The 11686-nt window shown below is 63.2% G+C and carries 9 protein-coding genes; 4 read left to right on the forward strand and 5 right to left on the reverse strand.

All coding sequences use genetic code 11. From position 1 onward, the window contains the following. The first annotated feature begins 30 nt into the window (after positions 1-30). The 3 genes from HB675_RS23535 to HB675_RS23545 all read left to right on the forward strand — a co-directional run bounded on the left by HB675_RS23535 (position 31) and on the right by HB675_RS23545 (position 3155). The gene (locus tag HB675_RS23535; RefSeq protein ID WP_213881557.1) at positions 31-1503 is read left to right on the forward strand and encodes an MFS transporter; all 1473 of its coding nucleotides are present in this window, start codon (positions 31-33) and stop codon (positions 1501-1503) included. A gap of 303 nt (positions 1504-1806) precedes the next feature. Then, positions 1807-2502 carry a 3-oxoacid CoA-transferase subunit A gene (locus tag HB675_RS23540; RefSeq protein ID WP_213881558.1) on the forward strand — a complete coding sequence of 232 codons (696 nt, stop codon included), beginning with the start codon at positions 1807-1809 and terminating at the stop codon, positions 2500-2502. Between the two features lie 8 nt (positions 2503-2510). Further along, the gene (locus HB675_RS23545) at positions 2511-3155 is read left to right on the forward strand and encodes a 3-oxoacid CoA-transferase subunit B (protein WP_213881559.1); all 645 of its coding nucleotides are present in this window, start codon (positions 2511-2513) and stop codon (positions 3153-3155) included. A 94-nt stretch (positions 3156-3249) separates the two neighbouring features. On the opposite strand, the gene HB675_RS23550 is transcribed toward HB675_RS23545, so the two are convergent. The 5 genes from HB675_RS23550 to HB675_RS23570 form a co-directional block, all read right to left on the reverse strand. Next, positions 3250-4536 carry an amidohydrolase family protein gene (locus tag HB675_RS23550; protein ID WP_213881560.1) on the reverse strand — a complete coding sequence of 429 codons (1287 nt, stop codon included), beginning with the start codon at positions 4534-4536 and terminating at the stop codon, positions 3250-3252. A 93-nt stretch (positions 4537-4629) separates the two neighbouring features. Beyond that, a complete protein-coding gene (locus tag HB675_RS23555) occupies positions 4630-5817 on the reverse strand; it encodes an L-dopachrome tautomerase-related protein (protein WP_213881561.1) in 1188 nt (395 codons plus the stop codon). Positions 5818-5950: 133 nt separating this feature from the next. After that, on the reverse strand, positions 5951-7327 hold the full coding sequence (locus HB675_RS23560; protein ID WP_213881562.1) for an MFS transporter: 1377 nt from the start codon (positions 7325-7327) through the stop codon (positions 5951-5953). 55 nt (positions 7328-7382) lie between these two features. Continuing rightward, positions 7383-8585: a mandelate racemase/muconate lactonizing enzyme family protein gene (locus HB675_RS23565; protein ID WP_213881563.1), complete on the reverse strand. Its 1203-nt coding sequence runs from the start codon at positions 8583-8585 to the stop codon at positions 7383-7385. A 219-nt stretch (positions 8586-8804) separates the two neighbouring features. Beyond that, positions 8805-9875: a LacI family DNA-binding transcriptional regulator gene (locus HB675_RS23570; protein WP_213881564.1), complete on the reverse strand. Its 1071-nt coding sequence runs from the start codon at positions 9873-9875 to the stop codon at positions 8805-8807. Positions 9876-10013: 138 nt separating this feature from the next. On the opposite strand from HB675_RS23570, the gene HB675_RS23575 reads away from it, so the two are divergent. Further along, positions 10014-11054 (forward strand): LacI family DNA-binding transcriptional regulator, encoded by a 1041-nt coding sequence (locus HB675_RS23575; RefSeq protein ID WP_213881565.1) that lies wholly within the window; start codon positions 10014-10016, stop codon positions 11052-11054. The last annotated feature ends 632 nt before the right edge of the window (positions 11055-11686 follow it).

Below are 11686 nucleotides of genomic sequence, written 5' to 3' on the forward strand. Positions count from 1 at the left end.
CAACACTCCAATACCGACAAGGAGCAGCCAATGGCGACCCAGGCGCAAACCGACAGCGGCGCGGGTGATCGTGTCTATGAGACGGACCTGCCGGCGCGACTGGATCGGCTGCCCTGGGGGCGCTTTCATACGCTGCTGGTCATTGCGCTGGGCATCACCTGGTTGCTGGACGGGCTGGAAGTCACCCTGGCCGGGTCGGTGTCCGGCGCGTTGAAAAGCAGTCCCGCCTTGCACTTGAGCAACGCCGAGATCGGGCTGGCGGGCGGTGCCTATATCGCCGGTGCGGTGCTGGGCGCCTTGTTCTTTGGTTGGCTGACCGACCGGCTGGGGCGGCGCAAGCTGTTCTTCATCACCCTCTTTGTCTACGTCGGGGCGACGGCGCTGACGGCGTTTTCCTGGAGTCTGTGGAGCTTTCTGCTGTTTCGCTTTCTGACCGGCGCGGGCATCGGCGGCGAATACACCGCCATCAACTCCACCATCCAGGAATTCACCCCCGCGCGCTTTCGTGGCTGGGTCGATTTGACCATCAACGGCACCTTCTGGATCGGCGCCGCGCTGGGCGCAGGCGGCTCCATCGTGCTGCTGGACCCCAGCATTGTCGGCGGTGATCTGGGCTGGCGTCTGTGCTTCGGTATCGGCGCGGCGCTGGGGTTGGTGATCATGGTCCTGCGCCTGTGGGTCCCGGAGAGTCCGCGCTGGCTGATGATTCATGACCAGCCCGAAGAAGCCCAGCGCATCGTCGAGCACATCGAACAGCAGTTCCGCGAACATGAGCCCGACCACACGTTGCCCGCCGTCACCGAAAAACCCTTGCGCCTGCACGCCCGCGACCACACCTCGCTGGGTGAGGTATTCAAGACCTTGTTCGTGCTGCACCGCCAGCGCGCGCTGGTGGGCCTGACCCTGCTGACCGCCCAGGCGTTTTTCTACAACGCGATCTTCTTTACCTACGCCCTGGTGCTGACCGACTTCTATAACGTGCCGTCCGAGCACATCGGTTGGTACGTGCTGCCCTTTGCTCTGGGCAACTTCTGCGGGCCCCTGTTGCTGGGGCGGTTGTTCGACGTGGTCGGGCGCCGGGTAATGATCAGCAGCACCTATGCCCTCTCCGGCGTATTGCTGTCGATCAGTGGCTATCTGTTTCAACAACAATTGCTGGATGCCACCCAGCAGACCATTGCCTGGATGGTGATTTTCTTCTTCGCCTCGGCTGCGGCCAGCTCGGCCTACCTGACCGTGGCCGAGACGTTTCCGCTGGAAATCCGCGCGCTGGCCATCGCGGTGTTCTACGCCTTCGGCACCGGGTTGGGCGGGATCATCGGGCCGAGCCTGTTTGGCGCTCTGATCGAAAGCCATGACCGCAATAACGTGTTCATCGGCTACCTGATCGGTGCGGCGCTGATGATCGCGGCGGCCGTGGTGCAGGCGATCTGGGGCGTGGCGGCCGAGGGCAAATCACTGGAGACGGTGGCGCGGCCGTTGTCGCAGGCTCAGGACGGCTGAGTCCCCTGCAGGACCGAGCTTGCACGGGAAAAGGCCATTGCGATCTGTGTGCCTGCCGAGCGGTGGGGTTACCGAGCAAGCTCGGCCCTACAGATGTTCATTATGTATGGATCCGCACATCGCACAACGGTCCGATAATCGCCCTGATTTCGTTACGACCCCTCTCCCTTGCGGGCCGACTTGCGGCACCCTATAGCCCAGTTCGGCCATGCTCGGTGTCGACTAATCTAATAACAAGTGCTGAAGAGCCATTGGCCCGCGCCTTGAATCTTCTTTCACTCCAGGAAAAACCAGGAGCTCGCTTTGATCAACAAAACGTTTGAGTCCGTCGCTGCCGCGGTGGAAGGGATCGCCGACGGTTCGGTCATCATGGTGGGTGGCTTCGGCACCGCCGGCATGCCTTCGGAACTGGTGGACGGTGTTATCGCCACGGGCGCTCGCGACCTGACCATCATCAGCAACAACGCCGGCAACGGCGACCTGGGCCTGGCCGCGCTGCTCAAGGCCGGCAGCGTGCGCAAGGTCATCTGCTCGTTCCCGCGCCAATCGGACTCCTACGTGTTCGACGAACTGTACCGCGCCGGCAAGGTCGAGCTGGAAGTCGTGCCCCAAGGCAACCTGGCCGAGCGTATCCGCGCCGCCGGTTCGGGCATCGGCGCGTTCTACTCGCCCACCGGCTTCGGCACCCTGCTGGCCGCCGGCAAGGAAACCCGGGTCATCGACGGGCGCAATTATGTGCTGGAAATGCCGCTGCACGCCGACGTGGCGCTGATCAAGGCCTACAAGGGCGACCGCTGGGGCAACCTGACCTACCGCAAGGCAGCGCGCAACTTCGGCCCGATCATGGCCATGGCCGCCAAGACTGCCATCGCGCAGGTCAACGAGATCGTCGAACTGGGAGAGCTGGATCCCGAACACATCATCACGCCGGGCATCTTCGTCCAGCGCGTGGTTGCGGTGCGCAGCTATCCCGTTTCTTCGTCCGCCCAAGCTGTCTGAGGCCTGCCATGACTCCTATCACCAAAAAACTCTCGCGCAATGAAATGGCCCAGCGCGTGGCCGAAGACATCCTCGAAGGCGCCTACGTCAACCTGGGCATCGGCGTGCCGACCCTGGTGGCCAACTACCTGGGCGACAAGGAAGTGTTCCTGCACAGCGAAAACGGCGTACTGGGCATGGGCCCGAGCCCTGCGTCCGGCGAAGAAGATGACGACCTGATCAACGCCGGCAAGCAGCACGTGACGCTGCTCACCGGCGGTGCGTTCTTCCATCACGCCGACTCGTTCTCGATGATGCGCGGCGGCCACATCGACATCGCCGTGCTCGGCGCCTTTCAGGTATCGGTCAAGGGCGACCTGGCCAACTGGCACACCGGCGCCGAAGGCTCGATCCCGGCAGTAGGCGGCGCTATGGACCTGGCGACCGGCGCACGCCAGGTATTCGTGATGATGGACCACCTGACCAAGACCGGCGAAAGCAAGCTGGTGCCCGAGTGCACCTACCCGCTGACCGGGATCGCCTGCGTCAGCCGGATCTACACCGACCTGGCGATTCTGGACGTGACCGCCGATGGCTTGAAAGTGCGCGAGATCGTCGCGGACATCAGCTTTGAAGACTTGCAGGAATTGAGTGGCGTGCCGTTGATTCGCTAAGCCACACCGCTCCCCTGCAGGATTGAGCTTGTTCGGGAAAAGGCCTGCGCCTGCTTTCCCGGCAAGCTCGATCCTGCAGCAGGCCTGTTGAATCTCACGGCGGTGCCACCTGCGCCAACAAACCCGCCACATCCACCCCCAGTAACCGCCCGCCGCGTTTCAACAGGCAGCCATCGGCAATCACAGTGTCCACGTTCCCTGCCGTCGCCGTTTGCACCACCGTGGCCACCGGGTCGAGCAACGGCATCATGTCCAGCCCACGACCATCAATCAGCGTCAAATCCGCGCGCTTGCCCACGGTGATCGAGCCAATCCGCTCGCCCAGACCCATGGCATTGGCCCCGCCCTGCGTGGCCCAGAACAACACATCCCGCGCCATCAGCGCCTGTTCGTCGCCAGTCTCGGCGCAGGCCAGGTTCAGGCTCGTCTGCATCACCTTGAACAGGTCGGCACTGCCGCTGAGGACCAAGGTATCGATGCCCACACTCATGGGCACGTTGGCCCGGTGCAAGGCCGCCACCGGCGCCAGCCCGTAGCCAACACGCATTTCGCTCAACGGCGTGATGCACACGCTGGCGCCACTGTGGGCAATGCGCTGCAGGTCATCGGCGTCGGCGTGGGTGCAATGCACCAATTGCACCGAGGCGTCGAGCAGCTGTTGATGCGCCAATTGTTCGATGGCCTTTTTCTTCTGCATGGCCGCCGTTACCGCAATGTGGGTGGATATCGGCAGCCCATGGTCGCGGGCAAAGGCGAACTCCGGCTGCCAGATGGCGGGCGCGGTACGTTCGGGCCCGCGAATGGCCAGGCCGAGGTCGAAAGCCCCACCGTCCAGGTGTTGCTGCACGCGCAGAATATCGGCGAAATCCATGGGGGCGCCGGCGGCCAGATCCTGCGGATAGCCATACCACAGCCGACCGCGCAGGCCGCTGCTGCGCATCGCCTGCAGTTCGGCATCGGCCCAGGCGGGCCCGCGCAGGTTGTGCGCCCAGTTGTTGATCGTGGTAATGCCAGCGTTGACCGCTTGCGCCAGGCCCATGCGCACCCCCAGCGCCGAACGGGCGGGCGTGAACTGCGGGCTGATCGCCAGCTGCCATTTGAAGAAGGGTGGGCCCTGCGGCGCCGGCGACCGGTTACGCAAAGCACTGTTCCAGAGGTGCCAGTGGGCGTCGACCAATCCCGGGATCAGGATCATCCCGGCGGCATCGAGCACCTGCGCATCGGCGGCGGGCAGGTTCGCGCCCACCGCTTCGATACGCCCATCACGAATCAGCACATCGGCCCTCGCCAGGTCGCCCAGGCGAGGGTCCATGGTGATCACGCAGGCATGGCGGATCAGCAGATGCACCGGCCCATCGGAGAAGGTTGGAGGGGCTGCCACGGTCGGTAACGACCAGGCGGCACCCGCCATCGCACTCAATTTGATCAGGGTTCTTCGGTCAAGACCCGGCACCGGCACCTCCTTCTGGTCATGTCATGTCGCGTTCATCAGCGGCTTGCCCGTCGACGTCGGCACGGTTTCGTTGGCGCCCAGGTCTGCCGGCAATTTCACCTTGTAGATCCGGTACGGACCCTTCACGGTGCTGGTGCCTCCTGGCCCGCGATTGTTGGACTGGCGCGCGCTTTGCGGCACCGGGATGTAAAGCTCGCGCTGAGCGGTCACGACCATGGCGTCGGGGTTGTACAGGCGCTCGTCCTCGACGATGACCTGCACGCTGCCGTCGGGCCGCAGCACCGACACCCGTGGCTTCTCGTACTCACCCATGTAGATGTTGCCGGCGCTGTCGATGGCGGTGCCGGTCAGGGCCGGAGTGTCGTAGACGAACTCGACCTTGTCGCCCACCGCCTTGTCGCTCAGCTGGGTGTCACGCAGGGCCTGGGTCGGTACCCGCCACAGCGGCCCGGCCAACGGCTGGAAGTACAGCCATTCACCGTCCGGGCTGATTTCGATCGGGTCCGAATGCACCAGGTGCAGGCTGCCGTCAGACATCAGGAACGGCTGGCCGTCTTCGCCGATCACCTTGCGACCAGGGTCCATCTGCGTGGCCGGGTGCCCCGCCAGACGGCGGATCGACAGGCCGGTCTTGAGATTGACCACGATGATCGCGCCCAACCCGGAATCGGTCAGGTAGGCATGCTCGCTGTCCAAACGCAGGTCGTTGAGGTTGGCCCCCGCCGGCAGCACTTCGGGTGCCAGGGTGATCGAGCGCAGCAGGTGGCCGGTACGGGTATCGAATTGGAGAATCTTCTGCCCCGGGTTGATGCCGTGGGGACCCGCGTCATCCCCTTGGTCGATGGCCCACAAGGTGTCATCGTCGAAAATATGGATGGTGTTGATTTTCACCATGGCTTCGGCCACCGGCTTGCCGGGTGCCCAGGCGTTCCAGCTGTTGCCGGGAAACGGCTTGAGGCTGCCGTCGTGCATCACCTCGACAATCGACGGGCTGTTTTCATACCCCGGCCAGCGCGGCAGGCCAAGGAAGACCCGACCTGCCTGGGTGATGCCGACCGCGTTGCATAACCAGGGGGACTGCGCGACCTCGATCAAAGTCGCGCCGCTCTTGATCATGGCGTTGGCGGCCTGGACCAGATGACTGGAACCCAGCGCTGCGGCGCCGCAGGCCAAGGCCGTGGTGGTGCAGAAATGACGTCTGTTAAGCATTGCTATCCCTCTTGTAATTGGAATCGTCGGCGCGGCCCTGCGCCATGCACAGAGTCGGACTCGACGGGACATTGGAAAATTTCACCGAACCACGGGATGCGACTCGGCGATTTGACGCAAAACCTTCAAAGGCTCAATGCGAAGGGGCGGGCTCCAGAGCGCCGGGCGGCGCTTTCACAGGCTCTTCATCGGGACGACGCAACTCGCCGACGACAAACATGTAACTGACAAACGCCCCGGCCGCGTTGAGCGCGACGTAGATCAGGGCGCCATTGAACGAGCCCATGGATTGCACCATGTAGCCGATCACCACCGGCGTGACGATGCCGGCGAGGCTGCCGAAGCTATTGAAGATCGCCCCGTTCATGCCGGCGCCACGCTTGGGCGAGACGTCAGAAATGATCGCCCAGCCGAGTGCGCCCATCCCCTTGCCGAAAAACGCCAGCGCCATGAACACCACGACCCAGACGTCGCTGGTGGCGTAGTTGCACAGAATCATGCACATCGACATGGCCATGCCGATGAAGATCGGCAGCTTGCGCGCCTTGGTCAGGGACACGCCCTTGCGCAGCATCCAGTCGGAAACCATCCCGCCGCCGATGCCGCCGATGAAGCCGAAAATCGCCGGCACCGCCGCCAGCAGGCCGGCATTGAGGATCGACAGGTGGCGCTGCTGCACCAGGTACACCGGAAACCAGGTGAGAAAGAAAAACGTCAGGGTGGTGATGCAGAACTGGGCAATGTAGATCCCCAGGAACATGCGTTGACTCAGCAAATGTCTGGCGGTGGCCCAGCTCTCGCCCAAACTCTGCTTCTTGCCGGCCGACGGCGGTTGCTCCTGCAGGTTGGCACCACCGGCACGCATTTCTTCGAGCTCGGTCGAGGTCAGGGCAGGATCGTTCACCGGCACTTTGATGCGCAGGAAAAATACGATGCCGATGCCGATGCCCGCCGCACCCATGACATAGAAAATCCATGGCCAGCCCCAACGCGTGGAGATCCACGCCAGCAACGGCGTGAACACCACGGCGGCGAAATACTGCGAGGCGTTGAAGATCGCCGTGGCAGTGCCGCGCTCGGCGGTGGGAAACCACATCGAGACGATCTTGCTGTTGGCCGGAAAGCACGGCGCCTCGGCCACGCCTACCATGAAGCGCAGGGCGAACACGGCAAAGAAGGCCAGGCCCACCGGCATCATCACCACAGTGCCGATGGCGGCGGTAAACACCGACCAGATGACGATGGCAATGCCCAGCACCTTGACGCTGCCAAAGCGGTCAATGGCCAGGCCACCCGGCAATTGCAGGAGCATGTAAGCCCAGGCGAACGCCGAAAACAGCCAGCCCATTTCCGACTGACTCAAACCCACGTCCTTGGAAAGGCTGGCACCGGCCACCGACAACGTGGCCCGATCACCCTGGTTGATGATCATCATGATGAACAACAGAGCGATCACCTCGTAGCGGCGGTGTTCGCGGATAAAGCGTCGAAGAGAATCTATTTTTTTCATTGTATTCTCGCTACCGGTTTACGGTGCTTCGCTATCGAGCGTTAGAAGACGGCTATCACGCAACCGTCTCCTTGATGATCGCGTCTTTACGCTGCCTGACTTCCGGTCGCAGCGCCGTTCCCAGGCCAGGCAGCGTGGGGGCGGCGGCAAAGCCGGCGGTGATGCTCGGCAGGTGGGTGACCAGTTCGCCGTACCAGGTTGACAGCGAGGCGCGGACCACTTCCTGCAGGACTGCAGTGGGCGCATGCAGGCCCAGTTGGAGGCCGGCGAACAGCGCCACCGGGCCGGTACAGTCGTGAGGCGCCAATGGCTTGTTGTAGACCTGGGCCAGGGCGGCAATCTTGCGCGCTTCGGTGAAGCCGCCGCACCAGACCAGGTCCAGCATCAGGTAATCGAGGCTGCCTGCATTGAGCAGGTCACGGTAGGCAGTACTGCCACCCAGGGTTTCACTGGCGCAGATCGGCACTCGGGTGCGATTGCGCAGGTCAGCCAGGGCCTGGGCGTCGTCCATCTTGCACAGCGGGTCTTCGACCCAATACGGGTCGAATTCTTCGAGGGCCTGACAAATGCGCAGCGCTGCGGTGCTGTCCCACAGGCTGTGCAGTTCGCACATGATTTCGATGCGGTCACCCACGGCCTCGCGGATCTGGCGGAAGGCTTCGACACCCTGGTTCACCTCCGCCAGGCTGATGGTATTGGCCCCGGCCTGACGGGCAAAACGGTCGAACGGCCAGATCTTCATGGCCGTGTAGCCCTCTTCCACCAGACTGATGGCCAGGGCGCCAGCGTCGCGGGCAAAGGCCAGTTGGTCGTCGTAAGGGCCCTGGGCGCGGTCGTTGGCGGTGATTTCGCGGCGAGCGCCCTGCTGGGTATTGAACTCATAGCCGGCGCAGGTGTTGTACACCCGGATCCGGTCACGGCAGGCGCCGCCCAAGGCTTCATGGATCGGGATGCCGTGGCGCTGGCCCTTGAGGTCCCACAGGGCGATGTCGATGGCACTGGCGGCACGGATTTCAGCGCTGGCGCTGTGGTAGCCCACGTAGGGGGTGGTCAGTTCCAGGGAGATCGCTTCGATCTGCCGCGAGTCACGACCGATCAAGCCGGGGGCAATCAGTTCGTGCACCGCCGCCTCGACTGTGGCCGCGCCGCGGAAGGTTTCACCAAGGCCGATCAGGCCTTCATCGGTCTCGATTTCCAGCCAGATCAACTTCGGGCGCTCGGGCAAACGGAGCGTGCGCACGCAGGTAATTTTGGACATTGTTATTATTCCGCAGAGGTTACGGGTTAATGGTAGCGTTACCATCTTGATGACAAAGCTATCGCAGAGTTCGGCGTTTTGACAATGAATTTTGTGAAGGTGTGTTGAGCCAGCGGTTCGTTTTTGCGCGCAGCCAGCGCAAGCGGGCCCCTGCCCCCTGCCCCGATCTGGCAGGTGGGCCTGCAGCCCTGCGTTTGTTGGCTGCGCCGCTGGCAAGGTCTACCAGGCCCGCTTGGTGCTCGGGTTGCTCTGCGCAGTACTGTCGCGGTCCACCAGCGTAAAACCGATATCCTTCACGCCCGCGCCCACCACCTGGCCTTGCAAACGCTCCAACAGCATCCGCGCCGCCGTGTCGCCCATCTGGCTGCCATCGATGCGCACGGTCGACAGCGCAGGGAAGGTCTGGCTGGCAAAGTTCATGTCGCCAAAGCCCAGCACGGCGACCTCCTCGGGCACGCGAATCCCGCGCGCGGCCGCTTCGGTCAGTACGCCATGGGCGATGGTGTCGGAGGTGCAGACGATCATCAGCGGCCCCCCTTGGGTCGCAGGCACCGACTCAAGCAACGCACTGAGCCCGGTTCGGCCATGGGCCAACGTGGGCACGCCCTGGTAGACATGCTGAAGGACATGGGGGATACCTTGCGCCGCGAGGGTCTGGATAAAGCTTTCGGCCCGGCGCAGACCACGCGGGTCGTTCACCGCCAGCAAGGCAAATTGCCGATAGCCCAGGCCCAGCAAGTGCGTGGCGCAGTCATGCCCGACCTGTTCGTGGGAGAAGCCCACCAGCATATCGATGGGTTCCGGGCTGAGGTCCCAGGTTTCCACCACCGGCACCGCGCCGCTGCGCAGGCGGTTGCGGCTGGCGGCGGTGTGCAGGGTGCCGGTGAGGATGATGCCATCGGGACGCCGACTGAGGATCACGTCCAGCAGTTGCTGTTCCTGCTGGCTCTGGTAGCCGGAGATGCCCAGCAACACCTGGTAGCCGGCCTGACTGAGGCGCTGGTTGATGGCCTCGAATGTGTCGGAAAACAACGGGTTGGTGACCATCGGCAAGACCACCGCCACCAGCCGGCTGCGGCTGCTGGCCAGGGCCCCGGCCAGGCGGTTGTGCACGTAGCCGGTCTGGTCGATGGCCCGCTGCACCTTGAGGCCAGTCTCGACGCGCACAATGGATGGCTCGTTGAGATAGCGCGACACCGTCATTGGCGCCACACCCGCCAGACGGGCGACATCGCCCAAGGTCACGCTGCGGCCGGGTCGGGGGAGTTGTTCGGTTTTTTTGCCCGTCATGGTCTGCCAGTTCATGCCTTTCGAAGGAGCGGATCGTACCAGCGACGATGAACTGATGCGAATCTGCCACAGGGAGGCAGGACACGCGCCCCCTACTCCCGGTATATTCCCCGCGATATTTGCCATGGACGAGTCGTCTTGGACAGCGAAAAACACAAGAAGGGCTTGAGCGACGTTGCCGACCTGGCCGGGGTCAGCCTCAGCACCGTCGATCGAGTCATCAATGAACGGGGCAGTGTGTCGGATGTGAAGCGGCGCAAGGTTCTCAGCGCCGCACGGGCGCTGGGGCTCAAGCGCTTGCTGCCGTCCCCGGTACACGGCCTGCTGCGCTTTGACGTGCTGCTGGTGGAGAGCCACACCGACCACTACCAGCGCATGACCTATGCCTTTCAACGGCTGGCGCGGCTGTTCAAATCGCGCCTGGTGCTGCAATTGCAGACCTGGCACGATCGCCAGCCCGAAGCGCTGTTGGACTTCATCAACCGCCCGCGCACCCCGCGCCAGGGCCTGATCGTGGTCGCTCACGACACTCCGCAGATCCGTCAGGCACTGCAAGCCCAGATCGCTCAGGGCGTGCCAGTGGTGCTCCTGACCAGCAGCCTGTCGGGACTCGAAGGGGCGACCTTCATCGGCGTCGACAACTACATGGCCGGGCGCTGCGCCGCACGCTTGCTTTGCCAATGGCTGAGCACTGAAAGTGGCCGAGTGCTGTTGCTGACCAACTCCCTGCTGTATCACGCCCACCAGCAGCGGGTCGCCGGTTTCATGGAAGTGCTGCGCGAGCGCGCGCCGCAACTCAAAGTCAGTGCGCCGGTGGAGTGCTTCGACGACGACACCCACACGGCCATTGCCGTGCACAACGCCTTGGCCGGCGGCAAGCCGGTGGATGCTATCTACAACAGCGGCAGCGGCTCCCTGGGCATCCGCCAGGCGCTGCTGGCTCAGGCCATCCGCCCGGTGTGGATCAGCCATGAAGCCAGTGCGCAGCATGCCGAGCTGCTGCGCGAGGGCCTGCTTTCGCTGGTCCTTGACCAGGACCCCGAGGGGCAGGCACAGGCGGCGATCCAGCATTTGCTGTATCGCAACGGCGACATCGACCAACCGCCCCAGTTGCTGCCGCAATTACGCATCATCATCGACGAGAATCTGCCGCAGGCTGAACCGTTACACGAGGCATGAGCCGGGTCTTTTTCCCATAGATTCGGGCCTGTCAATACCCGGTCCTGGTTATAACGGCAAGCTGTCAAAGGCGGCTGGTCAAAAAACGTTCATATGACTCAAGGGCTTGATCCACAAGGGCTGGAGCGTTTTATCCACAGACATACTCAAGGATTTCGTGGACAACCTTGCCGGGGTAACAGATTGCGATTTTGGCTGCAAGGGGTGAGTTAAGGGGAAGCGAAGAGTTGGCTTTTGCTTGGCTTTTGATCGTGATGGTCCGTGCCCTCAGCAGGCCGACTGGAGCAGCGCGGGAGTGGGGGGCGAGGCAGGAAGCCGTGCTGGCGCTGTAGGCCCTGGATGGCCGTACAGCGCGACCCCCACGGAGCGATGCGCAAGGCGAGAACCCGTAGCGGAGCGTAGGCCAATGCGGGTGAGTCATACCCTTCAGCCACCATGGAGATGCCGGATAAGCCAGCAGATTTCAGTAGCAACTCTGAGATCGTCATGGCGACCCGAATTCAAGTGAGCTAATCCGTTTTACGCAGAGGTGCAGACTCACCTTTTCGCCCTTACGGCGACTCCCTTTTGGAAAGGCCCAAAAGGAAGCAAAAGGCCTCCGCACCCGCATTGGCCCTACGCTTCGCTATGGG

It is taken from the genome of Pseudomonas sp. dw_358, assembly GCF_018449655.1.
Classification (GTDB): domain Bacteria; phylum Pseudomonadota; class Gammaproteobacteria; order Pseudomonadales; family Pseudomonadaceae; genus Aquipseudomonas.

Bases quoted from the DNA above. Each gene is read 5' to 3' on its own strand.
- HB675_RS23565 (WP_213881563.1), bottom strand. From the start codon at position 8,585: ATGTCCAAAATTACCTGCGTGCGCACGCTCCGTTTGCCCGAGCGCCCG.
- HB675_RS23535 (WP_213881557.1), top strand. From the start codon at position 31: ATGGCGACCCAGGCGCAAACCGACAGCGGCGCGGGTGATCGTGTCTAT.
- HB675_RS23560 (WP_213881562.1), bottom strand. From the start codon at position 7,327: ATGAAAAAAATAGATTCTCTTCGACGCTTTATCCGCGAACACCGCCGC.
- HB675_RS23570 (WP_213881564.1), bottom strand. From the start codon at position 9,875: ATGACGGGCAAAAAAACCGAACAACTCCCCCGACCCGGCCGCAGCGTG.
- HB675_RS23555 (WP_213881561.1), bottom strand. From the start codon at position 5,817: ATGCTTAACAGACGTCATTTCTGCACCACCACGGCCTTGGCCTGCGGC.
- HB675_RS23545 (WP_213881559.1), top strand. From the start codon at position 2,511: ATGACTCCTATCACCAAAAAACTCTCGCGCAATGAAATGGCCCAGCGC.